A 25,001-nucleotide genomic window follows, 5' to 3' on the forward strand; every position below is an offset into this window, starting at 1 on the left:
TCAGGCCCCCGAGCCGAAGATGCGCCGCAGGTCAACCAGGCGCGAGAAGACCGCAAGCGTGACCAGGATCGCGACGATCAGCATCGTCGCCATCATGGTGCCCAGCCCCCAGCGGATCAGGTCGAGGATCTGCAGGCTGATCCACTCCGCCACCATCAGCGTCTTGCCGCCGCCCAGGATGGCGGGCGTGATGTAGAAGCCGAGCGAGAAGATGAAGACCAGCACCGCGGCGGCGATCACGCCGGGCATGGACAGCGGCAGGAAGACCTGGCGGAACACCTGCCCGCGCGATGCGCCGAGGCCACGCGCGGCGGCGAGCAGGCGCGGGTCGATCTCCCGCATCGAGGCCAGCATCGGCAGCACGGCGAAGGGCACCATGTAGTGCACCATGCCGACGACGATGCCGAACTCGTTCCAGACCAGCGGCAGGGGTTCGCTGATCATCCCGGCATTGATCAGCGTGTTGTTCACGAGCCCCTGGCGGCGTAGCAGCGTCACCCAGGCGAAGGCGCGCACCAGCACGCTGATCCACAGCGGCACGAGCACCGCCAGGATCCACCACCCCCGCGCGCGCGGCGTGGCGAGCGTGATGGCATAGGCGATGGCATAGCCCAGCAGCAGCGCCAGCACGGTCGTGATCAGGCAGATGCGCAGCGTGGTGAGGATGACGCGCTGCACGGATTCGGATGTGAAGATGCGTTCGTAGTTGCCCAGGCCCGGCTCGGGCTCCGTCACGCTGATCGCGAGCACCTGCAGGATGGGCGCGACGTAGAAGACCAGCAGCAGCACGAGCGCGGGCAGGATCAGCAGCCACCAGCCGATCCCGGGACGCCCTGCGGCGGTCATGGGGCATCCTCCTCGACCGGCACGGCGGCCTCCGCCGACCAGCCGAGGCGCACCGGCAGGCCCTCGGCGGGCGCGAAGGCGGCCTGCCAGGCGGGCAGCGTGGCGCGCAATTCGCCGAGCGAGGCGGTCTCGACGCGCAGCGCGAAGCCGGACCCGAGGTAGGACCACGCGAGAATGCGGCCCTCCACCACGTTGTCGGCGGCCTCTTCCCCGGCCAGCAGCGCGATCTTTTCCGGCCGCAGCGAGAGCAGGCGGCGCGTGCCCTCGGGCGCGGCAGGGGCGCGCACCGCGATGCGCGCGGTGCCTGCGGCCAGCACGAAGCCGGCGGCATCGGCGGTTGCCACCGCTCCCTCGATGAAGTTCGACTTGCCGAGGAAATCCGCGACGAAGCGCGTGCGCGGGCGTTCGTACAACTCCCCCGGCGCGCCGGCCTGGATCAGCCGCCCGTGGTTGAGGATGGCGATACGGTCGGACAGGGACAGCGCCTCCTCCTGGTCGTGCGTGACGTTGACGAAGGTACGCCCGACGCGGCGGTGTAGCGCCTTCAGTTCTTCCTGCAACTCGGCGCGCAGCTTCTTGTCGAGCGCGGAGAGCGGTTCGTCCAGCAGAAGCAGGTTCGGCTCGAAGACCAGCGCACGCGCCAGCGCGACGCGCTGCTGCTGCCCGCCTGAGAGCTGCTTCGGCAGGCGCTCCGCGAAGGCGCCGAGCTGCACGAGGTCCAGTGCTGCGCGCACCTTGGCCTCGCGATCCGCGCGCGACAGGCCGCGCACGCGCAGCGGGAAGGCGACGTTCTCGGCCACGCTCATGTGCGGGAACAGCGCATAGCCCTGGAAGACCATGCCGAAGTTGCGCTTCTCCGGCGGCAGGGGCGTGATCTCGCGCCCATCGAGCAGGATCGACCCGGCCGTCGGCGCGACGAAGCCCGCCACCGCCATCAGGATGGTGGTCTTGCCCGAACCCGAGGGGCCGAGCAGCGTCAGGAACTCCCCCTGCCCCACATCGAGCGAGACATCGTCCACCGCGGTGAAGCTGCCATAGCGCTTGGTCAGCCCGAGGATGCCGAGCGCGTGGCCGGCGGCGCTCAAGAAACGTAGTCCGGCTGCTCGCGATCCAGCTTGCGGCGCAGCGCCTGCCAGGGCAGCCAGCCCTTGGTGGGCCCGGTGCCGAACTGCTCGCGCGCGCGGCGCACCACCGGGGCGGGCGGCACGCTGAGCGGCACGCCGGAGGATTGCGCGGCGAGCTGGATGCGGCAGGCCTGCTCCAGATAGTACATCCAGTAGAAGGCCTCGGACACGCTGCGCCCGACCGTGAGCAACCCGTGGTGGCGCAGGATCATGCAGGGCCTGTCGCCCAGGTCCTGCACCAGGCGGTCGCGCTCGCTCAGGTTGTCGTCCGCCGCGATGCCCTCGTAGTCGTGCAGCGCGACGCGGCCGTCGAACTCCATGCTCATCTGGTTGAGCGGCAGCAGCGCGCCGGTCTGCGCGGCCACGGCCATGCCGGCCAGGGTGTGGGTGTGCATGACGCACATCGCGTCATCGCGCGCACGGTGCACGGCGGAATGGATGACGAAGCCGGCGGGATTGACCGGCCATTCGGTGGGCTGGGCCGGTTCGCCATCGGCATCCACCACCACCAGGCTGCTCGCCGTGATCTCCTCGAACAGTAGGCCATAGGGGTTGACCAGGAAGCGGTGCCCCTCGCCCGGCAGCCGCGCCGAGAGATGGGTGAAGACCAGGTCGGTCATGCCGAACAGCGCGACCAGGCGATAGGCGGCGGCGAGATCCTCCCGGACTTCGCGCTCGGTCGGAACGCGGTCGGGGTCGGGCTTCACGGGCGGGGGCGGCAGGGGCATCAGTAGCCTCGCTCGGGGTCGTAGACATGGGCCAGCGCCTCGCCGCGCTCGAGCCGCGCGATGCAGTCCGCGACGTAGCGCGCGCGTTCGAGGCGGCTCGGCAGGCTCGCCACATGCGGCGTGACGGTGATGCGCGGATGCGACCAGGCCGGGCTGTCGGGCGGCAGCGGCTCGGGGTCGAAGACGTCGAGCACGGCGCCCGACAATTGTCCGCTGTCCAGCGCCGCGACGATGTCGGGCAGCACCTGCTGCACGCCGCGCCCGACCTGCACCAGGCCGGCACCGCACGGCAATTGCGCCAGCAGCGGGGCGGCGATCAGCCCGCGCGTCTCCTCCGTCGCGGGCAGCAGGCAGACCAGCACCTCGCTGCGCGCAAGGAAGGCCGGCAGCCCCGCACCGCCGGCGAAGGTCTCGACGCCGGGCAGGTCCTTGCGCGTGCGCGACCAGCCCACGACCGGAATCCCCAGCGCGCGCAGCATCGTCGCACCGCGCAGGCCCATCGCCCCCAGCCCCATGATGCCGACGGTGCGCGCCGCGGCAGCGAAGGGCGGTTCGAAGTAATCCCAGGTGCTGCGCGCCTGCGCGATCGCCATGCGCCGCGCATCCTTGTTGAGCGAGAGCACCGCCCAGGCGACGTACTCTCCCATCCGCTGCGTGGCTTCCGGCGGCACGCAGCGCACCAGCGGCACGCCGCGCGGCAGATGCGGGTCGGCGATGATGGCATCGACCCCCGCGCCGGACCCGAAGATCGCGCGCAGCCGCGGCAGGCGCGCGAGCCGCCCGGGTTCGGGGTCCCAGACCAGCGCATAGTCCACGTTGGCGGGGTCGAGAGAGGGGTCGTCCCACCAGTGCAGCGTCAGGTGCGGCGCGACTTCGGCGAAGCACGCCTGCCAGTCCGGCAGGGCGCGCTCGCCGCCCGACTTCACCACCAGGATCACGCCGCCTCCTGCCGCTTGTTGCGCCGCAACAAGCCTGCGCTCAGCCGGTCACCATGTCGATATAGTCGGCGTTCACGCGGGCGTAGTTCTCGCCCCACCAGCGCCCGTTCTGCGCCACCTGCACCGCGGCATTGGCCGGTTCGGTCGGGTTGAAGCGCTTGAACTCCTCGGGCACCAGGGCGGCCGCGCGCGGGTTGGTCGGGCCGTTGCCGAGGAACTTCAGCAGCTCCACCTGCGGCTCCGGGTTCGCCAGCATGGAGGCCAGCAGCCGCTGCGCCATCTCCCCGCCCGGATTGCCGCGCGGGATGACGAAGATGCCCGGCTGCAGGATCGCCTGGTTCCAGATGAACTTGAAGCGTCCGTTGCTCTCCTGCTCCAGCACCTTCGCGCGCGTGTGCCAGATCTGGCCCATCACCGCCTCGCCGGTGCGGATGAACTGCTCGGATTCCGCCCCACCCGTCCAGAAGACCAGGTTGCGGAGGATCTCCCGCACCCGCGCGAGGGACGCGCGCACATCGAGCGGATAGAGGTTCGCCATGTCGCGGCCGAGCGACATCTGCGCGGCATCGAGGGTGCCGGCCGCGTCGCGGCGCAGCAGGCGCGTGCCCGGGAATTTCTGCAGGTCCCAGAAATCCGCCCAGCCGGTCGGCGCGGTGGGGAACTTGCTGCTGTCATAGACCAGCACGTTGGAGAAGGAATACGGCGCGGCGCCGTGCTCGAGCGCGAAGGTCGGGCCGATCACGTTCTCGCGGTTGACGATGTTGTAGTCGATCCGGCTGAGCAGGTTCAGCCCGCCGAGCAGGTAGGACGACGTCGCCGAGGAATCGCACAGGTCCCAGGTGACCCGCCCGCTTTCCACCATGGAACGGATGCGCCCAGCCGAGGGCCCCGTGCTGTCCTGCGCCACCGTCCAACCGGGATTGGCCGCGACGAAGGGCGCGCCGTAGAAATTGCCGAAGCCCTGGTTGGCGATGCCGCCCCAGTTCACCATGACCAGCTGCCGCGCCGCCTGCGCCTGCGCCGCGTCGCCGGTGAAGACCCCGGCGCCGAGCGCGGCGAGGCCCGCAAGGAGCGTGCGGCGATCGACCTCCCCGCGCCGGAACTTGCGAATGGCCAGGTCCACGCAATCCTGCTGGAAGCTTTGCATCACCGTCTCTCCTCGCTCCGTGGCGGGTCGTATCGCTTGCGCATGAATCGAACGACACTCGGGTGCAGAGGTGCCACGCGGCACCACTTGCGGTTGCCGCCGTGCCGGCGTGAACTCTCCCGGACGAAATCTCACCATGGGCAGGCTGATCCGGCAATGACCTCTGCGCAGGCCCTTTTCGCGCCAGGCTTCAAGACGACACCCTGGTGGTGGGAGGCCGCCGAGCCGCCCAAGCGCGACAGCGTACTGCCCGCCGAGGTCAGCGTGGCGGTGGTGGGCGGCGGCTATGCCGGGCTCTCGGCCGCGCTCACGCTGCGCCGGCTGGGCCATGACGTGGCGGTGCTCGATGCGGAGCGCATCGGCTGGGGGGCCTCCTCGCGCAACGGGGGCATGGTCTCGGGCGGGCTGAAGGTGGCTTCCGGCGCGCTCGAGAAGGCGCATGGCGCCACGGGCGCGAAGGCGATCGCGCAGGCCGCGGCCGCGTCCTTCCCCTTCATCGAGGAGACCATCGCGCGCGAGGGGATCGACTGCGACTACGTGCGCTGCGGCCGCTTCGTCCCAGCCTGGACGCGCAGGCACTACAATGCGCTCGCCGCGCGCGCCGACTTCATCGCCGAGGTCACCGGCCTGCCGACGGCCATGGTGCCGAAGGAACGCCAGCACGAGGCGCTGGGCAGCGACCACTACCATGGCGGGATGATCGCCGAGGCCTCGGGCAGCCTGCACCCGGGCAAGTATGCGCGCGGCCTTGCGCGGGCGGCGGACCACGCCGGCGCGCGGCTGGTCGATGGCGTGCGCGTCAATGCGATCCGCCGCGAAGGGTCGGGCTTCCGCCTCGCGACGGATCGGGGCTCGCTGCGCGCCGGCGCGGTGCTGGTCGCGACCAACGGCTATTCGCGCGACGGGAAGGGGCGATCCGCCATGCCCTGGCTCGCGCGGCGGATGATCCCGGTGGGCTCCTACATCATCGCCACCGAGGAACTGCCGCACTACGCCATCGACAAGTTCTTCCCCGGCCGGCGCATGATCAGCGACACGAAGCGGGTGCTGAACTACTTCCGCCCCTCGCCCTATGGCAACCGCATCCTGTGGGGCGGGCGCGCGAGCTTCGGCCCGACCGACCCGGCCACCGCCGCACCGGTGCTGCACCGCTACATGTGCGCGGTGTTCCCCGACCTGAAGGAGGTGCAGATCACCCATGTCTGGACCGGCAACGTGGCCTTCACCTTCGACTTCCTGCCGCATATCGGTGTGCAGGGCGGCATCCACTACGCGGCCGGCTGCCAGGGATCGGGTGTCGCGATGGCGACCTGGCTCGGCCATCGCGCCGCGCTGAAGATCGCGGGGGCGGAGAACGAGCCCTTCGCGCTGGACGGGCTGCGCTTCCCGACGCTGCCGCTCTACAACGGCAATCCGAACTGGTTCCTGCCCCTCATCGGTGGCTGGTACCGGCTGCGCGACCATATCGACAGGGTGGCGGCATGAACGCGGATTTCGTCCTGCTCGATGGCCGCATCGCGACGATGGATGCGGCGGGCAGCGAGGTGGAGGCGCTGGCGGCCTTCGGCGGGCGCATCGTGGCACTCGGCCGCAGCGATGCCATGCGCGATCACATCGGCCCCGGCACGCGCGTGCTGAACGCCGAAGGCCGGCGCGTCATCCCCGGCATCGTGGACAGCCATGCGCACCCCGATGCCTATGCGGTGCGGCTGCGCGCCTGGACGCTGCTCTCGCCGGACCGGGTGCGTTCGCGCGCAGAGGTGCTCGCCACCATTCATCGCATATGTGCCGCGCTGCCGCCGGGGCGCTGGGGCGCCTTCTACCGGCTGAACGAGCGCGCCTGCGGCGGCTATCCGACGCTGGATGAGCTGGATGCCGCGAGTGCGGGGCATCCCGTGTTCATCCTGCGCACCGACGGGCATTTGGGCCTGGCGAACCGCGCCGCCTTCGCCGCCTGCGGCGTCGCGCCCGACGCGCCCGACCCGCCCTTCGGCGCCTTCGACCGCGACCCCGCGACCGGCGCCTTCACCGGCCTGGTGCGCGAGACGGCGGCGCATGTCTTCCTCAACGCCGTGCACGGCGCCGACAGCGAGGCGGACATCGCCGAGGGCATGGAGATGGTGCAGGACGAATGCCTGCGCCACGGCATCACCTCGGTGGCGAATTCGCTGACGCCGTCCAAGGCCATCCGCGCCTACCAGCAGATGCGCCGTGACGGGCGCTGGCGGATGCGCATGGGGATCATCGCCTCGGGCCGCGACGAGCCGCTGATCCCGCATCTGATCGGCGCGGGCATCCGCTCGGGCTTCGGCGACGAATGGCTGCGCCTGATCGGCGTGGAATGGTGCCCGGACTGCTCAACCTCCGGGCGCACCGCGGCCTATTGGGAGCCCTATCGCGGCACGCCGGTGCCGGGCGAGCCCACCCCCAACACCGGCATGCTGCTCTACGACAAGGACGACCTGACCGCGCGCGCCACCGACGCGCACAAGGCCGGGCTGCAGGTGATGATCGAGGGCGTCGGCGACCGCGGCATCGACTTCGCGCTCGATGTCATGGAGGCGGCGCTCGCCGCGCATCCCGTGGCCGATCACCGCATGCGGGTGGAGCACTGCTGCTACGTCACGCCGCCCATCCTCGCGCGGCTGAAGCGCGGCGGCTTCGTCGATTCCTCCGCGACCGGCTTCATGGACGAGCTGGGCGAGGCCTATGTCGCCAATCGCGGGCAGGAGGCGATGCGCCACATGTGGCCGCATCGCAGCCTGATCGCCGCCGGCATTCCGGCGCCGGGCCATTCCGACTTCGCGGTGTGCCGCGTGAATCCCTTCACCGCCATCGGCGCCATGGTCACGCGCCGCAGCCAGACCGGCGCCGACCTCGATGCCGCCGAGGCCGTCACGCCGCGCCAGGCGCTCGCGGCCTACACCACGCTCGGCGCCTGGGCGCAGCGCGAGGAGCATGAGAAGGGCAGCCTCGAGCTCGGCAAGCTGGCGGACCTGGCGGTGCTCGACACCGACATCTTCGGCTGTGATCCGGCGGCGATACGGCAGGCGCAGGTAACCGCCACCGTGGTCGGCGGCGAGTTGCGCCACGGCGGCTGATGCCCCCTTCCCCGCCACGCAGGCGGGATGCAACATCCCGCCCATCACCGCGCGCCGAAAGGGTGCCCCGATGCGTCATCTCCTGTTGCTTGCCGGCCTGGTCCTCGCCCCTCTGCCGGGCATCGCGCAGGGGGTCGTCACCGAGCGCAACATCGGCGCGACGCTGGCCGCCGAGGCGGTTGCCGCGGCGGTGGAATCCTGCGCCGGGCGCGGCTTCCGCGTGAGCGCGGCTGTGGTGGACCGGGCCGGCGTTCTGCGCGCGCTGCTGCGCGCCGACGGCGCCGGGCCGCACACCGTCCCCTCCGCGCGCGCCAAGGCCTACACGGCGGCCAGCATGCGCACGAACACCACGCAGATCCTGGAGACGGTGCGCACCAACCCCGCCGCCGCGCGCCTGCCGGACATCGAGGGCTTCCTGGTGGTGGGCGGGGGCATTCCCATCCGCGCCGGCGAGGAGGTGGTGGGCGCGATCGGCGTGGCCGGCGCACCCGGCGGGCACCTCGACGACCAATGCGCCGAGGCGGGCATCGCGCGGATCCGCGACCGTCTGGGCTAGCTGCAACTCCTGTCCGGCCGGCGGAACCGCGCGGCGGTTCCACGCGACCCGGCACTGATCCAGAGCAGATCCCGATCAGGTGGAATCACCTGATCGGCTGGAGATGCTCGTCAACGCAAAGTGCGAGAGGCTTAGCCGCGAGCCGAGGCGCGCGGAGATTCCTCTAGCGCGGCCGCGGCCCGGTCCGCCGCGGGGCTGGCGTGCGCGCCGCCTGCGCGGGCACCGGCGCCGCAACCCCCGCTGCCTTCTGCGCCTGCGCGCGCAGGTCCGCGATGGTCGCGCGGTTGGTCACCTGCTCGGGGTTGGTGCGCACCTCCACCACCGCGGGCTTGCCCGAGGCCAGCGCGCGCTTCACTGCCGGCACCAGCTGTTCGGTCGTCTCCACGATCTCGCCATGGCCGCCGAAGGCCTCGATGAACTTGGCGAAGTCCGGGTTGGTCAGCGCGGTGCCCGAGACGCGCGCCGGATAGGTGCGCTCCTGGTACATGCGGATGGTGCCGTACATCTGGTTGTTGAAGACCAGGATCACCGGGTTCACCGCATGGTGGAAGGCGGTCGCGATCTCCTGCCCCGTCATCAGGAAGCCGCCATCGCCCACGAAGCCGATCACAGCACGGTCTGGATAGGTGATCTTGGCGCCGATCGCGGCCGGCACCGCGTAGCCCATCGCGCCATTGGTCGGCCCGAGGAAATCCTGCTTCTCGCCGAAATGCATGAAGCGGTTGGGCCAGGTCGCGAAGTTGCCGGCATCGGTGGTGAAGATGGTGTCGGCCGGCAGCTCCTTCTCGAGCGCCTGCAGCGCCACCGCGAGGTTGAGCGGGCCTTCGTAGTCCGGCGGTGTCGCCTGCGCCACGCGCAGCGCGCGCAGTTCCTTCGTCCAGGCGCTCCAGGCCGGCTTCTTCACCGCGCCCGCCGCCTTGGCCGCTGCGGCGAAGGCATTGAGCTCGCTCACGATGCCAAGCGCGGGGCGATAGACGCGCCCGATCTCCGCCTGGTCCGGATAGACATGCACGATCGGTGTCGCACCGGCCATGTCGAGCAGCGTGTAGCCCTGGCTCACCGGCTCGCCGATGCGCGTGCCGATCGCGAGGATCAGGTCGCTCTCCTTCGCCTTCGCCACCAGCCCGCCATCGGCGCCGACGCCAAGGTCGCCCACGTAGTTAGGCGAGGTGCCGTCGAACAGCCCCATGCGGCGGAACGCCACGCTCACCGGCAGGTCGTTCGCCAGCAGCCAGTCGCGAATGTCGGCCTTGCCCTGCGCGCTCCAGCGCGACCCGCCCAGCACCACGAGCGGACGCTCGGCCTCCGCCAGCATCTTCATCACGCGCGGCAGCGCATCGGGCGCGGGGTGCGGCGGCAGCACCTCGGCTGGGCCGATATCGGGCACCGAGGCCAGGCGCTTCTGCATCTCCTCGCTGATCGCCACCACCACCGGGCCAGGCCGGCCGGAGGTCGCGACATCGAAGGCATGCGCCATGAGCTCCGGGATGCGCTTCTCGTCGTCGATCTGCGTGACCCACTTGGCGAGCGGGCCGAACATCTTGCGGTAGTCGACCTCCTGGAAGGATTCGCGGTCGGTCTCCTCGACCGGGATCTGGCCGACCAGCAGCACCAGCGGCGTCGAATCCTGGAAGGCCACATGCACGCCGATCGCGGCATGGCAGGCGCCCGGCCCGCGCGTGACGATGGCAACGCCGGGCTTGCCGGTCAGCTTGCCATAGGCTTCCGCCATATGGACCGCACCGGCCTCGAAGCGGCAGGTCACCAGCTGAAGCCGGTTGCGCACCGCATAGAGCCCATCGAGCAGGTCAAGATAGGATTCGCCCGGCACGCAGAAGGCGTGCGTCACACCCTGCGCCACCAGCGCATCGGCCAGCAGCTTGCCCCCCGTGCGCCCGGGCATGGCGCGACGTCCTTCAGTCATCCGGCGATTCCCCTGTCGGCATGGCGCGGGAGGCTAACCCGTCCCGCGCGGCGCGTCACTCCGCAGGCTGCGGCCCGTGCCCCTTGCCGCGGGTCGATTCCAGCGCGGCGAGCTTCGCCGCGATCGCGCCGATCGGCTTGGTGTAGGGTGCCAGCAGCAGGTAGAGCGCCGGCACCGCATAGAGCGTGACGAAGGTGGACAGGGTGATGCCGCCCACGATCACCACGCCCAGGGCCTCTCGGCTTTCCGCCCCCGCGCCGGTCGCCATCGCCAGCGGCACCGCGCCGAGCACCGTCGCGATCGAGGTCATCAGGATCGGCCGCAGCCGCACGACCGAGGCCTCGAGCACCGCCTCGCGCACGCTCATGCCGCGGTCACGCAGCTGGTTGGCGAATTCCACCACCAGGATGCCGTTCTTCGCCATCAGCCCGATCAGCAGGATCATGCCGATCTGGCTGAACACATTGAGCGACTGCCCGGTCCACCACAGCGCCAGCAGCCCGCCGGTGATCGCGAGCGGCGTCGAGAGCAGGATCACGAAGGGGTGGATGAAGCTCTCGAACTGCGCGGCCAGCACCAGGAACACCACCAGCAGCGCCATCGCGAAGGTGATGTACAGCGCACCGGAGGATTCGCGGAACTCGAGCGACTGCCCACGATAGGAGATGCGCGCATCGCCGGGCAGCACCTCCCGCGCCACGCCATCGAGGTAGGCGAGCGCGTCGCCCAGCGAATAGCCTGGCGCGAGCGAGGCCGTGATGGTGATGGCGCGCACCCGGTCCTCGCGCGACAGCGTCTGGGCGCGGGCGCGCTCCGACATGGTCACGATGTTCGACAGCGGCACCAGCCCGCCCGAGGCGGTGCGCACGAAGACGTTCTGCAGATCGTAGGGCGAGATGCGCTGGTCTTCCGGCGCCTGCAGCAGCACCTTGTACTCCTGCCCGCCCACCACGTAGGTGGTGACCTCGCGCGAGCCCATCATCGTCTCGATGGTGCGCCCCACCGCGGCGATGGACACGCCGAGGTCGGCGGCCTTGCGGCGGTCGATCTCGACCCGCACCTCGGGCTTCGTCTCCTTGAAGTTGTGGTCGAGGTTGAGCAGCCGAGGGTTCTCGCGTGCGCGGGCCAGGAAGCGGTCGCGCCAGTTGATCAGCGTGTCGTAGTCCGGCCCGCCGATCACGAATTGCACCGGCGGCTGGAAGCCGCGTGCGCCCAGCGAAGGCGGGTTCAGCGCGAAGCCGCGCACGCCGGGGATCTGCGCGATCTGCGGGAAGACCTCGGCGGCGATCTGCTGCTGTTTGCGGCTGCGCTCCGCCCAGGGCGCGAGGCGGATGAAGATGTTCGCCACATTCCCCACGGCCGGGCGCTGGAACCCGCCGACCGTCGCGAAGACCGCCGCCGCCTCGCCATTGTCGACATAGCGCTGCAGCAGGCGCTCGATCTGCGTCACGTGTTCCATGGTGTAGCCGAAAGATGCCCCTTCCGGCCCCGTGGTCGGGATGATGACCACGCCACGGTCCTCGGTCGGCGCGAATTCCTTGGGCAGCGCGGCATAGAGCACCACCGCGAAGGCCGAGAGCAGCGCCGATCCGCCCAGCACCAGCAGCGGCGCGCGCAGCGCGCGGTCGAGCGTCCAGCGCAGCCCGCCGTTGAGCGCCAGGAAGAAGGGCTCGGTCAGCCGTATCAGCAGCGTCTCGCCCTGGTGCGGCTTCAGCAGCTTCGAGCACATCATGGGCGTGAGCGTCAGCGCGATCAGCCCCGAGAACAGCACCGAGGCCGCCAGCGCCAGGCCAAACTCGGTGAAGAGCCGCCCGGTATTGCCCCCCATGAAGGACAGCGGCACGAAGACTGCGACCAGCACCAGCGTGGTGGCGATGACCGCAAACGCGATCTCCCGCGCCCCGAGCAGCGAGGCCAGCAGCGGGTCCTCGCCTTCCTCGATGCGGCGGTGGATGTTCTCCAGCACCACGATGGCGTCATCGACCACGAGGCCGATAGCCAGCACCAGCCCCAGCAGCGTCAGCACATTCACCGAGAAGCCGAGTGCCGCGGTCGCGATGAAGGACGCGATGATGGAGACCGGAATCGCCACCGCCGGGATGATCGTGGCCCGCACCGATCGCAGGAACAGGAAGATCACGCCGACCACCAGCGCGAGCGCGATCATCAGGGCGTGCTCGACCTCGTAGATCGACTGGCTGATGAACAGGCTCTCGTCGTAGCCGATAATGGTGTCGATGCCCTCGGGCAGGGAGGGGCGGATGCGCTCCATCTCCGCCTTCACACCATTCGCGACCGACAGCGTATTGGCGGTGGATTGCCGCAGGATGCCGAGGCCGATCGCCGGGCGGCCGTTGATGCGGTAGGCGCCGCGCGTGTCCTCGGCGGCCACCTCGACGCGCGCCACCTCGCCCAGCAGCACCTGCGCGCCGGTCGCCGCGCGCGTCACCACGATCTCGCGGAACTGCTCGGGCCGGCTCATGCGGCTGTCGGTGCGCACGGTGAGTTCGCGCTGCGTGCTCTCGATCCGCCCGCCGGGCAGCTCGACATTCTCGCGCCGGATCGCGTCCTCGATGTCCTGCACCGTCAGGTTCCGCGCCGCCAACGCCTGGCGGTCGATCCACACGCGCATGGCGAAGCGCCGCTCGCCCTGGATGATCACCTGCGCGACACCCTCGACGATCGCGAGACGATCCACGATCCGCCGCCGCGCGATATCCGTGAGGTCGAGCGGCGTCAGCCGGTCCGAGGCAAGCGCGATCCAAAGGATCGGCCGACTGTCGCCATCCACCTTCGCCACCACCGGCGTGTCCGCCTGCTCCGGCAGCCGCGCCAGGGCGCGGGCCACGCGGTCGCGCACGTCGTTCGCCGCGCTGTCCACGTTGCGCGTCAGCAGGAACTCCATGGTGATCTGGCTGCGTTCGTCGCGCGACTGCGACGACATGACCTTGATCCCCTCGATCCCCGCGACCGCACCTTCCAGAATCTCAGTGATCTGGCTGTCCACCACGGGGGCCGAGGCGCCACGATAGGTCGTGGTGATCTGGATGATCGGCGGGTCGATCGCCGGGTATTCGCGGATCGGCATGCGCATCAGCGCGAAGATGCCGAGCACGGTCAGCAGCAGCGAGATGACCGTCGCGAAGACCGGCCGCTTGATCGAGACGTCGGAAAGGACCATCGCCTGTCAGCTCGTCGGTCGTGTCAGGGTTTCGACCACGCGCACGGGCAGGTCGTTGCGCAGCCGCTGGATGCCCCGCACCACCACGGGTTCGCCGGCGTTCAGCCCCTCGCGGATCTCGACCTCGCCGGGCAGGCGCAGGCCGAGCTTCACTTCCTGGCGCCGTGCACGACCGTCGCGCACCACGAAGACGAAGGCGCGGTCGCCCACCGGGTCGATCGCCTCCTCGGCCACCAGCAGCGCGCGGTCGCGTTCCTCCAACACCAGTTCCACCGTCAGGAACAGGCCGGGGCGCAGCGCCTCGTCGCTGTTGTCGAATTCGCTGATGACGCGCACCGATCGCGTTGCGGGGTCGATGCGCGTGTCGATCACCGCGACCACGCCGCGGAAGCGACGCTCGCCATACGCGATGGAGCGCGCCGTCACCGCACTGCCCACGCGGATGCGCGCGAGATGCACCTCGGGCACCGAGAATTCCACCCGCACCTGCGCGGTGTCGTCCAGCGTGGTGATCACCGTGCCCGGCTGGATCAGCGCGCCGGGGCTCACCTGGCGCAGGCCGACGCGCCCGGCGAAGGGCGCGTTGACGCGCAGTTCCTCGAGCCGCGCATCGGCCTGGCGCACGCGCCCCTCGGCCTGGCGGGCCAGCGCCTCCAGCGTCTCGAGCCGCTGCGCCGCGATGGTTTGCCCCGCCTGCAGCTGCCGTGCGCGCACCAGCTGGTTGCGCGCATCGTCCATCAGCGCACGCGCCTGGTCGAGCTCGGCGCGCAGCGCCGCGGCATCGAGCTGCACCAGCGTCGCCCCCGCCTCGACGCGCTGGCCTTCCGTGAAGCCGATCGTCTCGACGATGCCGGCGACTTTCGAGGTGATTGTGACCGCCTCCCGCGCGCGGACCGTGCCGACGCTCTCGACCTTGTCCACCACCTGCGCCACGCGCACCGGCTGCACGATCACGCCGACCGGCCCGCCTGGACCGCTGCCGCGCCCGCCGCCCTGCACCGGCGGTGCCTGCAGTCCGAGCATCTCCAGCGGCGGCTTCAGCCCGACCGTCTCACCGTAGAACTGCCATCCCGCCCCGGCAGCGCCGACCAGGGCCAGGACAGCCAACTGCGTCATCGTCCGCATGGGGTATCCGCTTCGGCGTCACACCTATGTGACCACGCCTGCCGTAAACGGCAAGGCCGAAGGGGCTTACCTCACGCGGCGGTCACCTTGATGCAGCGGGTCATGCGGCCCGGCCCGGCCGGCACCGCGGGCGGCACGCCAGCGAGGCAGGCGGGCTCCGCCAGCGCGCAGCGCGGCGAGAAGGCGCAGGTGGTCGGCGCCGTCTCCAGCCCCGGCGGCGCGCCGGGAATCGTGGTCAGCCGCTTGCCGCGCATGCCCGGATGCACCGTCGCGCCCAGCAGCCCCTGCGCATAGGGGTGCAGCGGCCCGGCCATGAAGGGCCCCACGCCGCCTTCCTCGACCACGCGCCCGGCATACATGACGGCGACGCGGTCGGCGATCTCGCCCGCGACGCCGAGGTCGTGCGTCACGAAGATGACGCCCATGCCGAGCTTCTCCTGCAACTCGCGCAGCAGCAGCAGAACCTGGATCTGCACGGTGGCATCGAGCGCGGTGGTCGGTTCGTCCGCCAGCAGCAGCTTCGGCTTGCAGGCGAGTGCGACGGCAATCATGGCGCGCTGGCGCAGCCCGCCGGACAACTCATGCGGGTAGGCTGCCAAGCGCCGCTTGGCCGAGGGGATCTGCACCAGCTCGAGCAGTTCCAGCGCGCGCGCATCGGCCGTCGCGCGCGACACGCCCTCGTGCCGCTGCACCGCTTCGGCGATCTGCCGGCCGATGGTGAAGACCGGGTCGAGCGCGGTCATCGGCTCCTGGAAGATCATGGCCACGTCGCCGCCGCGGAAGTCCGACAGCTGGCTCTCGCTCATGGCCTGCACGTCGCGCCCGGCGACCTCGATCGACCCGCCGACCTTGGCCTGCTTCGGCAGCAGCTTCATCAGCGCGCGCAGCGTGACCGACTTGCCCGATCCGGATTCGCCGAGCAGGCAGAGCACCTCCCCCTGCGCGAGGTCGAGATCGACGCCGTTCACGGCATGCACGGTGCGGTCGCGGGTCTTGAACAGCACCGTGAGGTCGCGCGCACGCACCAGCGGCTGGGCGGCAGCCGGCTTCAGGACGGCGCTCATGCGGCCACCTTCGGCGCCGCGCTGTGGCCGCTGCCCGGGATCACGGCGTGGCAGGCCGCCTCGTGCCCGGCGGTGAGGCCGGAGACCGGCGGCTCGCGCTCGGCGCAGATGCCTTCGGCCATCACGCAGCGCGTGCGGAAGCGGCAGCCGGAGGGCGGGTTCACCGGGTTGGGCGGGTCGCCGGTGAGCGGCGGCTCGGTGCGCCGCCGCGCCGGGTCCATCGAGGGGCGCGAGGCCAGCAGCGCGCGGGTGTAGGGATGCGCGGGGCGGTCGTAGATCTCGTCCACCGGCCCCTGCTCCGCCACCTTGCCCAGGTACATCACCAGCACGCGGTCGGAGATGTACTGCACCACGTTGAGGTCGTGGCTGATGAAGGCGTAGGTCAGCCCGAACTTGTCCTTGAGGTCCACCAGCAGATTCAGCACCTGCGCCTCGACCGACTTGTCGAGCGCGCTGACGGGTTCGTCCAGGATCACCAGGCGCGGCTGGAGTGCCAGCGCGCGCGCGATGTTGATGCGCTGGCGCTGCCCGCCCGAGAGCTCATGCGGGTAGCGCCGCGCGAACTGCCCCGGCGCGAGGCCGACCGCGGCCAGCAGGTCATGCGCGCGCTCACGCGCCTCATGGCCCGGCACGCCATGCACCTTCGGCGCAAAGGCGATGGTCTCCTCGATGGTCAGGCGCGGGTTCAGCGAGGCATAGGAATCCTGGAACACCATCTGCACCTGGCGGCGGTAGTCGCGGATCGGCAGGCCGCCCGTCTGGTCGTTGGCGCCGACCTTCTCGCCATCGAACACCATCTCCCCCGCATCGGGGTCGAGCAGGCGCATCAGCAGCCGCGCGGTGGTGGATTTCCCGCAGCCGGATTCACCCACGATGCCGAGCGTCTCGCCCTTCTTGATGGCGAGGCTGACGCCGTCCACCGCCCGCACCACCGCCACCTGGCGGCCGAGCAGCCCGCCGCGGATGGGAAAATGCTTCACGAGGCCCGAGACCTCGAGCAGCGGCTGGGCGGGTCCGCCGCGATCGGGCGCCTGGATGAATTCGGTCATGCCATTGGGGCTAGCAACTGTCATGCCGGTCCTCCCGGGGTTGCGACTCCGGGCGCCGCCACAACGCTGCCCAAGGCTTGTGCAATAGCCCGGTATCGAGGCCGCGCCGAGGCATGAAATGTTTCATCAAGCAACCCGGCAAGGGCGCGCCAGATGGGCGATCGCCGGGGGACGGGCTGCGCAGCGGCCCCCCGCGCTGCGGACGGATGCGGCGGCATGCTGTACAACACGCCTACCTGATCCGCGCCCGGCCGCGCTGCCCCGTGGCGCGGGCGTCCAACCGGAGGGCCGCGATGCGCGCCATATTCGTGATGATCAAATGCGAGATGGGCCAGGCCTACCGCGTGGCCCGCGAGATGGCCGACGGCATCGAGGAATTGTCAGAGATGCATTCCGTCTCCGGCCAGTACGACCTGCTGGGCAAGTTCTACCTCGAGGCCGATCGCGACATCGGGCTGTTCGTGGTGGAGAAGATCCAGACGGTGCCCGGCGTGAAGGACACCTACACGATCCAGACCTTCAACGCCTTCTCCGGCGCCCAGGGGTGATCGAAGCGCGCTGATTGTGGCGTGGCGCCGCAATGGCGCCGCAACCCCAACATGGACGGCGTGCAATCTCCTGGATGTCAGGAGGACCTGCCCCATGCGCCTGTTCCCCGCCATCGCCCTCTCCGCCAGCCTCGCGCTCGGCGCCTGCACCTATCCGGACGGCTCGCCGGACTACGGGAGCACCGCGGCGCTGGGCATCGGCGCGGCGGCGCTGGTCGGCATCGCCGCCCTCGCCGCCAGCAGCAACAACAACCACAATGACGGCTATTATCAGCGCGACTACCGGCGCTACGGCGGCTACCGGCAGGACCGCTACGCCTATCGCGACCGCGGCTACCGCCGCTGGTAGCGCCGGCGCGGCCGGGGGCATCGACGCCCCCGGCGCGATCCCACCGCGGCGTTCAGTCCCAACCCACCGCGCCGGGCACCTCGCGGATCGGCGGCGCGGCGCGCAGCGCCGCAAGGTCAGGCACCGGGCGGCGCAACGCGGCGTCGTGGGCGAAGGCCTCCTCGATCGCCGCCGCCACGCGCAGCACCAGCGCATCGCCCCCGCGCGGCCCCACGATCTGCAATCCGAAGGGCATGCCGAGCGCGTCCACGCCCATCGGCAGCGATATCGCCGGATGCCCGCACAGCGTCACGTAGTAGGCGCAGGCAAGCCAATGGAAGTAGGTGCGCGTGGGCGTGCCGTCGATCTCAGCCGGGTACAGTTCCTTCCACGGGCGGGGGCTCAGCGTGATGGCCGGCGTGATCAGCACGTCGTGCCGCGCGAAGAAATGCTGCCAGGCACGATAGATGCGCGTCTGCGCCTGTGCGGCACCGGCGGCGTCCGCGAGGGTGTAGCGCAGCCCTTCCTCGACATTGGCGCGCACGTTCGGGCCGACATCCTGCGGGCGCTCGCGCACCTTCTGCGCATGGGCACTCAGGAAGCCCATGGCGCGCAGCACCTCGAAGGCCTCGTCGCCGCCGCGGCAATCGGGGTCGGCTTCCTCCGCCGCGCCGAACAGCGGCGCGATGGCGCGGGCGCGCACCGCAAACGCCTCGCGGATCAGCTTCTCGACCGGCGCCTGGCCGAAATCGACGCTGATGGCGAGCCGCAGCGAGGACAGGTCCACCGGCGCCAGCGGGTGGTAGCGCGAAGCCACCCCGCGCACCGGCTCGCCCGGCAGGGTATAGGCCAGCGGGTCCATCGCATCGTCGGAGGCCATCGCACTCAGCAGCAGCGCCGTGTCCGGCACCGTCCGCGCCATCGGCCCCAGCACCGGCAGCCCCGACCAGCCATGCCCGCGCTTCTCGGACGGCACCAGCCCCGGCGAGGGCCGATACCCCACGATCCCGTTGAACGCCGCCGGGTTGCGCAGCGAGCCCCCGGTGTCGGACCCCGAGCAGATCGGCGCCATCCCGCAGGCCAGCGCGACACCCGACCCGCCGGACGACCCCGCCGCCGACTTCATCGGATCGAAGGGATTGCCCGTGACGCCATAGACGGCGTTGCGCGTGTTCGCCCCCGCGCCGAATTCCGGCGTGTTGGTCTTGCCCATCACGACGGCGCCGGCGCGGCGCAGGTTGGCGACCATCCCGCAATCCGCCTCGGGCACGAAGTCGGCGAAGATCGGGCTGCCATAGGTGGTGCGCAGGCCCTTCGTCTCCTCGAGGTCCTTGATGCCGACCGGCAGGCCGTGCAGCGGACCGAGGGGCTCGCCCTTCATCACCGCCTGCTCGGCGACCTTGGCGGCGGCACGCGCGGCGGGCTCGTCGATCGCGACCATGGCGTTGACCGCGTGGTTCACCTCCGCCACGCGCTTCAGGCAGGACTCCAGCAGTTCCACCGGGGAGAGCGCCCGGCGCCCGATCAGGGCGCGCGCTTCGAGCGCGGAGAGATCGCAGGGTTCGGTCATGAGGCGAGTTCCTTCTCGTACAGCGCCAGGATGGCGCGCCCGAAGCAGGCGAAGACGACCTCGAGGTCGCCGTGCCGCGCCAGGTCGTCGCGCACCGTCGCCACGGCGACCCGCGTCGCCGCATCGGCGGGGTAGCCGTAGATTCCGGTGGAAATGGCAGGGAATGCGATCGACCGGCCGCCGGCCTCGCGCAGCAGCGCGAGGCTGGCGCGGTAGCACCCGGCGAGCAACGCGGCCTCGCCCGCCGCCCCGCCGCGCCAGACCGGCCCGACGGCATGGATGACGTGGCGTGCCTTCAGGCCGAAGCCCGGGGTGATGCGGGCCTCGCCCGTCGGGCAGGGCGCGAGCGGGCGGCAGGCCTCGGCCAGCGCCGCGTCGCCCGCCGCGCGGAAGATGGCGCCGCAGACGCCGCCCCCCTCCACGAGGTCCTCATTCGCCGCATTCACCACCGCGTCGACATCAAGGCCGGTGATGTCCAGCGGCACCGCGCGCATCGGCATGGCGGGCCTCCGCCGTTCAGTATCCCAGTGCACACCCATCCTTGCGCGGGTCGGACCCGCCCACCAGGCAGCCCTTCTCGCGGTCGATGAAGATCGCCTGACCGCCGCCATGCGGCTTGTCCACCAGCACGCACTCGTGCCCGAGGCGGTTCAGCCGGTCCACCACCTGGCCGGAGATGCCGGTCTCGACCTGGACCTTCCCGTCCTGCGGCATCAGCCGCGGATGGTCGATCGCCTCCTGCACGTCGAGACCGAACTCGAAATGGTTGGTCAGGAACAGCGACTGGCCCATCGGCTGGAAGCGCCCGCCCATCACGCCGTAGGGCATGATGGCCTGCCCGTCCTTCATCACCATGCCGGGGATGATGGTGTGCAGCGGCCGCTTGTTGGGCGCGATGCAGTTCGGGTGGCCTTCCTGCAGCCGGAAGCCGAAGCCGCGGTTCTGCAGCATGACGCCCGACTTCTCGGCCAGGATGCCTGTGCCGAAGCCCTCGAACAGCGAGTTGATGAAGGAACAGGCGTTGCCGTCCTTGTCGACCACGCAGAGGTAGACGGTGTCCTTGTGCTTCGCGAGGTCGCTCTCGCCGGCGGGCGGGAGTTCCGGCATCGCCGCCTCGTCGCGGATGATGCCCGCGAGGCGCTTCAGGTAGTCGGCCGAGAGCAGCCGCTCGACCGGCACATCGACCTGCGAGGGGTCGGCCAGGAAGGCGTCGCGGTCACGGTAGACCAGGCGCGCGGCCTCGATGTGGCGGTGGAAGCGCTCGGCGCTGAAGGGCCCCTGCTCCGGCGTGTCGAGGTTGCCGAGGATGCCCAGGATCTGCAGCACATGCATGCCAACGCCGTTCGGCGGGCACTGGAAGACCTGCATGCCGCGCCAGTCGATCGAGATCGGCTCGACGAATTCCGCGACATCGGCGCCGCGCGCGAAGTCTTCCTCCGTGTGCAGCCCGCCGGCGGCGCGCAGGGTCGCGACGATGTCGGCCGCGACCTCGCCCTCGTAGAAGGCCTTCTTGCCGCGCGCGGCGATGGCGCGCAGCGTGCGCGCCAGCTCCGGCTGCACGAAGCGTGTGCCCAGCTTCGGCGCCTCGCCATCGCGCAGGAAGCGCCGGGCCGAGGCCTCGTGCTTCATCAGCTTGCCCACGCTGCCGACCCAGTCCCAGGCCACGCGCGGCGAGATCGCGAAGCCTTCCTCCGCATAGCGGATCGCCGGCTGCAGGATGGCATCGAGGCCGAGCCGCCCATGCGTCCGGTTCAGCAGTTCCCAGGCGCTGATGGCGCCCGGCACGGTCACCGAATGGGCCGAAGTATTGACCATGGCGGTCATGCCCGCCGTGCGCAGCGCCTCGGGCGTGGCGGCCGCCGGCGCGCGGCCCGAGCCGTTGAGCGTCACGACCTTCGAGGTCCCGGCCGGCACGTACAGGCAGAAGCAGTCGCCGCCGATCCCGGTGGAGGCCGGCTCGATCACGCACTGCACCGCGCAGGCGGCGATGGCGGCATCGAGGGCATTGCCCCCCGCCCGCAGGATATCCAGTGCGGCAAGGGTCGCCTGCGGCATGGAGGTGGCGGCCATGCCGTTCACGCCATAGGCGGGGCTGCGGCCGGGCAGGTGGAAATCGCGCATCGGGGGTCCGTTTCCGTGAGGTCTTGGCCCCTCCATGCAACGTCACGCGCGTTGGGGAAAGCCCCCCGCCCCGCCCGGCAGCGATGCGCGCGCGCCATGGCGGGCGCCCCCGGACGCGGCCACGGGGGCGCTCGGCAGGGCTTCTGCCGGCGCCGGGTTGCGCGCCCGCCGGGTCAGCCCGTGGTCAGCGCCAGGTCGATCTGGCGGATCGCCTCGGCGCCGTCGCGCCGCTGCACCGCCTCGCGCGCCAGGGTGATGTGGCGCAGGCGCAGGTCGTACATCGGCACCGTGGCGCGGGTTGCCTCCACGCTGCGGTTCATCATCCGCGTCGCGGCACGCTCGAGGAATTCGTTCGCCGACCCCAGATTGCCCTGGGCCGCCGACTCGCGCGCCTGGGTAAGCCATTGCCGGGTATCGACCCAGTCGGCGTCCCTGGCATCGGCACGGGCGCCTTCGCGGTTCTGGCTCGGCACCGCGGGCGTGGCGGGATTGGCCCGCTGCTGCTGCTGCATCTCCGTGATGGCGGCGTCGCCGGAGGGCTTCGGGGCCTGCGCCAGGGCCAGGGCCGGGATCGCGACCACCATCGCGCCAAGGGCGGCATGCCGCCAACACGTCGTTTGCACGTGAGATCTCCTTCAAAGGGGTTCAGTGCGCGGCCACGCGCGTCGCCACGCAGCGTCCTGTCCCGGGGGGGGCCGGGGCGCGCGCGGCGGGCTGGCGTCGCGGTCTAGTAGGCCGGCTGCACCAGCACCGTGGACGGCGCGCCGGAGCTCGGGCGCGTGACGATGGTTGTCGTCGGCGCTGGCTGGTCACGGATCACGACCTGCTCCGGCGGCCGGTTGTTGACGGTGCAGCCGCCCAGCAGAAGGGTGCCGAGCGCCGCGGCCTGCGCCGCGCGGATGGAGATTCGCATGTGAGGTACTCCGTCGTGGCCGGCTGGCGCCTCGCGGCGCCCGGCCGGGCCAATGTGCCGCCTTGCGCTCAGGTCCGAGCGTACATGACGTGAACGCGACAGGGCCGGCGGGGTTGCATCCTGCCTGCCCGATATGCGCACCGCGGGCGACAGTCCTGCCCAGGATTCACGCGCGCGATGGCGATGCAGGCCTCCGGCGCGACGCCCGCCCCGACCGGCCCCGCCGACAGCCGGCAGGACAGGCAAGGCCGTGCGGGGAGTTTCCACGTCCCACCATTCTGATCTAGACGCAGCGCATGGACAGCCCCGCCACGACCGAGGATTTCGATCGCCTGGACATCCGCGTCGGCACCGTCGTGGACGCCCAGCCCTTCCCTGAGGCGCGCAAGCCCTCCATCCGGCTCTGGGTGGATTTCGGCGGCACGCTCGGGGTGAAGCGGTCCTCCGCGCAGATCACCGTGCACTACGCGCCCGACCGGCTGATCGGCCGCCAGGTGATGGCGGTGATGAACTTCGCCCCGCGTCGCATCGCGGGCTTCGAGAGCGAGGTGCTGGTGCTCGGCGTGCCGGACGAGAACGGCGCAGTGGTGCTGCTGAAGCCGGACCTGCGGGTGCCCGACGGGGGAAAGATGTTCTGATGGCGCAGAAATACTACACGGTCACCTGGGACCAGCTGCACCGCGACAGCAAGGCGCTGGCCTGGCGGCTGCTCGAACGCGGCCCCTACAAGGGCATCGTCGCCATCACCCGCGGCGGGCTGATCCCGGCCGCGATCATCGCGCGCGAACTGGATTGCCGGCTGATCGAGAGCGTCTCGATCATCACCTATGACGAGCAGACGCGCGGCGAACCGAGCGTGGCGAAGCCCCCGGCGGCGGCCGGCGACGGCGAGGGCTGGCTGATCCTGGACGACCTGGTGGATACCGGCACCACTGCGCGCGTGGTCCGCGCCCTGCTGCCCAAGGCCCATTTCGCGACGGTCTACGCGAAGCCCGCCGGCAAGCCGACGGTGGATACCTTCATCACCGAGGTGTCGCAGGACACCTGGATCCTGTTCCCCTGGGACACGGAGCCGCAATTCATCGCACCGATCGCGAAGACGGCGGCGGCGCAGTAGTCAGGCCACGACCTCCTCCCGGCTCGCCAGCACCTTGTCCACGCGGCGGCCGTCCATGTCCACGATCTCGAAGCGCCAGCCGGCCCAGACGATGCGGTCGCCCTCCTTCGGCACGCGATTGAGCAGCGCCAGCATCAGCCCCGCCACCGTGTGGTAGGTGCCCGCCCCGGGCAGTTCCGGCAGATCAAGCCGCGCGCGCAGCTCGTCCGAGGGCATGGACCCGTCGAGCAGCAGTGACCCGTCATGGCGCTCCACCGCATCGCCGCCGGTCAGCACCTCGGCCGCGCCGAGTTCGCCCACGATCGCCTCGAGCAGGTCGGAGGCCGTCACCACCCCCTCGAAGGAGCCGTATTCGTCGAGCACCAGCGCCATCCCCAGCGCATCCCCGCGCAGCCGCTCCAGCGCATCGAGCGCGGAGAGCGTGTCGGGCAGCGCGAGCGGCTGGCGCAGCACGGCATCGAGGGCCAGCGGCGCGCCCTCCAGCATCTGGTCCAGCAGGTCCTTCGCCACCACCACGCCGACCACGTTGTCCACGCGCCCGTCCGCCACCACGAAGCGCATCACGTCGCGCGCGCGCAGCGTGGCGGCGATCTCCGCCGGCGTGTCGGAACGGTCGAGCCAGGCGAGGTCGTTGCGCGGCGTCATCAGCGCGCGGACCGGCTTGTCGGCCAGGCGCAGCACGCGCTCGATCATGTGGCGTTCCTCGGATTCCAGGGCGCCGGCCTGCACGCCCTCGGCGACCACCGCCTTCACCTCCTCCTCCGTCACCGACTGCTCGCCCGGCCGGGCGGGGCCGAAGAAGCGCAACACGAAGGCCGAGGACTTCCCCAGCACCCAAACGATCGGCAGCGACACGCGCGACAGCAGCGCGAGCGGCCGCGCGACGATCACCGCCACCCGCTCCGGGTTGCGCAGGGCGACCTGCTTCGGGACCAGCTCGCCGAGAATGAGGCTGAGATAGGTGATCGCGATGACCACCAGGGCGAAGGCGATCTCGACGCCATAGGGTGCGACGCCCGGGATGGCGTTGAGCGCGCCGCCCAGCGTGCTGGCCAGCCGCGCGCCGCCGAAGGCACCGGCGAAGATGCCCACCAGCGTGATTCCGACCTGCACGGTCGGCAGGAAGCGCTGCGGATCGTCGGCCAGGGCCAGCGCCGCCTCGGCGCCCAGGCTGCCCTGGCGCTGCATGGCCATGAGCCGCGACCTGCGGGAGGAGACGATGGCCAGCTCACTCATTGCGAAGGCGCCATTGACCAGCACGAGCAGCAGGATCACGCCGATCTCGAGAAGTGTACCCATTGCGGTAAGTGCGACCTCCGGCACGACGCATAGAGCATCGAGCGGCGAGCCGTAACCGGGGAATGCCGCGCCGGGCTGAGCGCGCAACAGGTACTACACGAGAGCGTGATACACTCTAAGATTGTGTGACCGCTCCCGGCCCTGCCACCAGATGCGGGGCAACCCAGCTCGCACACGACTCGCAGAATTTACCGTAACTCTTTGCTTTTTGGTGTTTTTGATGCGTTCTCACACCATGGATCACACTCACTCCGATTCGCGCCTTTTCGCGACGAATACGCGAAAGCGAGACAGTTTCCTCTCGCCTCAGCCGCGGAGATTC

The 25,001-nt window shown here is 70.7% G+C and carries 23 protein-coding genes; 7 read left to right on the top strand and 16 right to left on the bottom strand.

What is annotated here, in order from left to right:
* The 5 genes from HW578_RS01915 to HW578_RS01935 are packed head-to-tail and all read right to left on the bottom strand — an operon-like array spanning position 1 to position 4,783.
* Entirely contained in the window at positions 1–846 is an 846-nt protein-coding gene (locus HW578_RS01915) for an ABC transporter permease (RefSeq protein WP_198368837.1), read from the bottom strand.
* Positions 843–1,931, bottom strand: coding sequence for an ABC transporter ATP-binding protein (locus HW578_RS01920; RefSeq protein WP_232478444.1), 1,089 nt, complete (start codon positions 1,929–1,931; stop codon positions 843–845). Before HW578_RS01920 ends, HW578_RS01915 begins: the two co-directional genes overlap by 4 nt.
* Positions 1,928–2,698 carry a class II aldolase/adducin family protein gene (locus HW578_RS01925; protein ID WP_198368838.1) on the bottom strand — a complete coding sequence of 257 codons (771 nt, stop codon included), beginning with the start codon at positions 2,696–2,698 and terminating at the stop codon, positions 1,928–1,930. The genes HW578_RS01920 and HW578_RS01925 overlap by 4 nt, the downstream gene beginning before the upstream one ends.
* Positions 2,698–3,636 carry a 2-hydroxyacid dehydrogenase gene (locus tag HW578_RS01930; protein ID WP_369407791.1) on the bottom strand — a complete coding sequence of 313 codons (939 nt, stop codon included), beginning with the start codon at positions 3,634–3,636 and terminating at the stop codon, positions 2,698–2,700. The genes HW578_RS01925 and HW578_RS01930 overlap by 1 nt, the downstream gene beginning before the upstream one ends.
* 40 nt (positions 3,637–3,676) lie before the next feature.
* Positions 3,677–4,783: an extracellular solute-binding protein gene (locus HW578_RS01935; RefSeq protein ID WP_198368839.1), complete on the bottom strand. Its 1,107-nt coding sequence runs from the start codon at positions 4,781–4,783 to the stop codon at positions 3,677–3,679.
* A 156-nt stretch (positions 4,784–4,939) separates the two neighbouring features.
* On the opposite strand from HW578_RS01935, the gene HW578_RS01940 reads away from it, so the two are divergent.
* The 3 genes from HW578_RS01940 to HW578_RS01950 all read left to right on the top strand — a co-directional run bounded on the left by HW578_RS01940 (position 4,940) and on the right by HW578_RS01950 (position 8,440).
* Positions 4,940–6,268, top strand: a complete 1,329-nt coding sequence (locus HW578_RS01940; protein ID WP_198368840.1) for an NAD(P)/FAD-dependent oxidoreductase — start codon at positions 4,940–4,942, stop codon at positions 6,266–6,268.
* Positions 6,265–7,884, top strand: coding sequence for an amidohydrolase (locus HW578_RS01945; protein WP_198368841.1), 1,620 nt, complete (start codon positions 6,265–6,267; stop codon positions 7,882–7,884). Before HW578_RS01940 ends, HW578_RS01945 begins: the two co-directional genes overlap by 4 nt.
* Positions 7,885–7,954: 70 nt before the next feature.
* Positions 7,955–8,440, top strand: a complete 486-nt coding sequence (locus tag HW578_RS01950; RefSeq protein WP_198368842.1) for a GlcG/HbpS family heme-binding protein — start codon at positions 7,955–7,957, stop codon at positions 8,438–8,440.
* Positions 8,441–8,603: 163 nt separating this feature from the next.
* Here HW578_RS01950 and HW578_RS01955 read toward each other — a convergent pair whose 3' ends face one another.
* The 5 genes from HW578_RS01955 to HW578_RS01975 all read right to left on the bottom strand — a co-directional run bounded on the left by HW578_RS01955 (position 8,604) and on the right by HW578_RS01975 (position 16,807).
* Entirely contained in the window at positions 8,604–10,343 is a 1,740-nt protein-coding gene (locus tag HW578_RS01955; RefSeq protein ID WP_232478445.1) for a thiamine pyrophosphate-dependent enzyme, read from the bottom strand.
* 76 nt (positions 10,344–10,419) lie between these two features.
* A complete protein-coding gene (locus tag HW578_RS01960; protein WP_198368844.1) occupies positions 10,420–13,545 on the bottom strand; it encodes an efflux RND transporter permease subunit in 3,126 nt (1,041 codons plus the stop codon).
* Positions 13,546–13,551: 6 nt separating this feature from the next.
* A complete protein-coding gene (locus tag HW578_RS01965) occupies positions 13,552–14,670 on the bottom strand; it encodes an efflux RND transporter periplasmic adaptor subunit (RefSeq protein ID WP_198368845.1) in 1,119 nt (372 codons plus the stop codon).
* 71 nt (positions 14,671–14,741) lie between these two features.
* The gene (locus HW578_RS01970) at positions 14,742–15,734 is read right to left on the bottom strand and encodes an ABC transporter ATP-binding protein (RefSeq protein WP_198368846.1); all 993 of its coding nucleotides are present in this window, start codon (positions 15,732–15,734) and stop codon (positions 14,742–14,744) included.
* A complete protein-coding gene (locus HW578_RS01975; protein ID WP_255528932.1) occupies positions 15,731–16,807 on the bottom strand; it encodes an ABC transporter ATP-binding protein in 1,077 nt (358 codons plus the stop codon). Before HW578_RS01975 ends, HW578_RS01970 begins: the two co-directional genes overlap by 4 nt.
* Positions 16,808–17,076: 269 nt before the next feature.
* On the opposite strand from HW578_RS01975, the gene HW578_RS01980 reads away from it, so the two are divergent.
* Together HW578_RS01980 and HW578_RS01985 are read left to right on the top strand one after the other, a co-directional pair.
* Complete coding sequence (locus tag HW578_RS01980) at positions 17,077–17,331, top strand: Lrp/AsnC ligand binding domain-containing protein (RefSeq protein ID WP_198368847.1); 255 nt, start codon at positions 17,077–17,079, stop codon at positions 17,329–17,331.
* A gap of 94 nt (positions 17,332–17,425) precedes the next feature.
* A complete protein-coding gene (locus HW578_RS01985) occupies positions 17,426–17,680 on the top strand; it encodes a hypothetical protein (RefSeq protein ID WP_198368848.1) in 255 nt (84 codons plus the stop codon).
* Between the two features lie 52 nt (positions 17,681–17,732).
* Here HW578_RS01985 and HW578_RS01990 read toward each other — a convergent pair whose 3' ends face one another.
* The 5 genes from HW578_RS01990 to HW578_RS02010 form a co-directional block, all read right to left on the bottom strand.
* On the bottom strand, positions 17,733–19,229 hold the full coding sequence (locus HW578_RS01990; RefSeq protein WP_198368849.1) for an amidase: 1,497 nt from the start codon (positions 19,227–19,229) through the stop codon (positions 17,733–17,735).
* A complete protein-coding gene (locus tag HW578_RS01995; protein WP_232478467.1) occupies positions 19,226–19,729 on the bottom strand; it encodes a macro domain-containing protein in 504 nt (167 codons plus the stop codon). Before HW578_RS01995 ends, HW578_RS01990 begins: the two co-directional genes overlap by 4 nt.
* A 16-nt stretch (positions 19,730–19,745) precedes the next feature.
* Complete coding sequence (ggt, locus tag HW578_RS02000) at positions 19,746–21,350, bottom strand: gamma-glutamyltransferase (RefSeq protein WP_198368850.1); 1,605 nt, start codon at positions 21,348–21,350, stop codon at positions 19,746–19,748.
* A 173-nt stretch (positions 21,351–21,523) separates the two neighbouring features.
* Positions 21,524–21,973: a hypothetical protein gene (locus tag HW578_RS02005; protein WP_198368851.1), complete on the bottom strand. Its 450-nt coding sequence runs from the start codon at positions 21,971–21,973 to the stop codon at positions 21,524–21,526.
* Between the two features lie 104 nt (positions 21,974–22,077).
* Positions 22,078–22,263 carry a hypothetical protein gene (locus HW578_RS02010; protein ID WP_198368852.1) on the bottom strand — a complete coding sequence of 62 codons (186 nt, stop codon included), beginning with the start codon at positions 22,261–22,263 and terminating at the stop codon, positions 22,078–22,080.
* Between the two features lie 296 nt (positions 22,264–22,559).
* On the opposite strand from HW578_RS02010, the gene HW578_RS02015 reads away from it, so the two are divergent.
* Together HW578_RS02015 and gpt are read left to right on the top strand one after the other, a co-directional pair.
* Complete coding sequence (locus HW578_RS02015) at positions 22,560–22,901, top strand: tRNA-binding protein (RefSeq protein ID WP_198368853.1); 342 nt, start codon at positions 22,560–22,562, stop codon at positions 22,899–22,901.
* Complete coding sequence (gpt, locus tag HW578_RS02020) at positions 22,901–23,380, top strand: xanthine phosphoribosyltransferase (RefSeq protein WP_198368854.1); 480 nt, start codon at positions 22,901–22,903, stop codon at positions 23,378–23,380. Before HW578_RS02015 ends, gpt begins: the two co-directional genes overlap by 1 nt.
* Here gpt and HW578_RS02025 read toward each other — a convergent pair whose 3' ends face one another.
* Positions 23,381–24,679 carry a hemolysin family protein gene (locus tag HW578_RS02025; protein WP_198368855.1) on the bottom strand — a complete coding sequence of 433 codons (1,299 nt, stop codon included), beginning with the start codon at positions 24,677–24,679 and terminating at the stop codon, positions 23,381–23,383.
* Positions 24,680–25,001 lie beyond the last annotated feature (322 nt).

The organism is Roseomonas rosulenta (assembly GCF_016106005.1).
Taxonomy (GTDB): Bacteria; Pseudomonadota; Alphaproteobacteria; order Acetobacterales; family Acetobacteraceae; genus Neoroseomonas; species Neoroseomonas rosulenta.

Excerpts from the sequence above, each read along its gene's own strand:
- HW578_RS01985 (WP_198368848.1), top strand. The coding sequence starts at position 17,426 with ATGCGCCTGTTCCCCGCCATCGCCCTCTCCGCCAGCCTCGCGCTCGGC.
- HW578_RS01990 (WP_198368849.1), bottom strand. The coding sequence starts at position 19,229 with ATGACCGAACCCTGCGATCTCTCCGCGCTCGAAGCGCGCGCCCTGATC.
- HW578_RS01925 (WP_198368838.1), bottom strand. The coding sequence starts at position 2,698 with ATGCCCCTGCCGCCCCCGCCCGTGAAGCCCGACCCCGACCGCGTTCCG.
- HW578_RS01970 (WP_198368846.1), bottom strand. The coding sequence starts at position 15,734 with ATGAGCGCCGTCCTGAAGCCGGCTGCCGCCCAGCCGCTGGTGCGTGCG.
- HW578_RS01980 (WP_198368847.1), top strand. The coding sequence starts at position 17,077 with ATGCGCGCCATATTCGTGATGATCAAATGCGAGATGGGCCAGGCCTAC.
- HW578_RS01960 (WP_198368844.1), bottom strand. The coding sequence starts at position 13,545 with ATGGTCCTTTCCGACGTCTCGATCAAGCGGCCGGTCTTCGCGACGGTC.
- ggt (WP_198368850.1), bottom strand. The coding sequence starts at position 21,350 with ATGCGCGATTTCCACCTGCCCGGCCGCAGCCCCGCCTATGGCGTGAAC.
- HW578_RS01950 (WP_198368842.1), top strand. The coding sequence starts at position 7,955 with ATGCGTCATCTCCTGTTGCTTGCCGGCCTGGTCCTCGCCCCTCTGCCG.
- HW578_RS02010 (WP_198368852.1), bottom strand. The coding sequence starts at position 22,263 with ATGCGAATCTCCATCCGCGCGGCGCAGGCCGCGGCGCTCGGCACCCTT.
- HW578_RS01935 (WP_198368839.1), bottom strand. The coding sequence starts at position 4,783 with ATGCAAAGCTTCCAGCAGGATTGCGTGGACCTGGCCATTCGCAAGTTC.
- HW578_RS01915 (WP_198368837.1), bottom strand. The coding sequence starts at position 846 with ATGACCGCCGCAGGGCGTCCCGGGATCGGCTGGTGGCTGCTGATCCTG.
- HW578_RS01945 (WP_198368841.1), top strand. The coding sequence starts at position 6,265 with ATGAACGCGGATTTCGTCCTGCTCGATGGCCGCATCGCGACGATGGAT.
- HW578_RS01965 (WP_198368845.1), bottom strand. The coding sequence starts at position 14,670 with ATGCGGACGATGACGCAGTTGGCTGTCCTGGCCCTGGTCGGCGCTGCC.
- HW578_RS01940 (WP_198368840.1), top strand. The coding sequence starts at position 4,940 with ATGACCTCTGCGCAGGCCCTTTTCGCGCCAGGCTTCAAGACGACACCC.
- HW578_RS01975 (WP_255528932.1), bottom strand. The coding sequence starts at position 16,807 with ATGACAGTTGCTAGCCCCAATGGCATGACCGAATTCATCCAGGCGCCC.
- HW578_RS01995 (WP_232478467.1), bottom strand. The coding sequence starts at position 19,729 with ATGCCGATGCGCGCGGTGCCGCTGGACATCACCGGCCTTGATGTCGAC.
- HW578_RS02015 (WP_198368853.1), top strand. The coding sequence starts at position 22,560 with ATGGACAGCCCCGCCACGACCGAGGATTTCGATCGCCTGGACATCCGC.
- HW578_RS01955 (WP_232478445.1), bottom strand. The coding sequence starts at position 10,343 with ATGCCCGGGCGCACGGGGGGCAAGCTGCTGGCCGATGCGCTGGTGGCG.
- gpt (WP_198368854.1), top strand. The coding sequence starts at position 22,901 with ATGGCGCAGAAATACTACACGGTCACCTGGGACCAGCTGCACCGCGAC.
- HW578_RS02025 (WP_198368855.1), bottom strand. The coding sequence starts at position 24,679 with ATGGGTACACTTCTCGAGATCGGCGTGATCCTGCTGCTCGTGCTGGTC.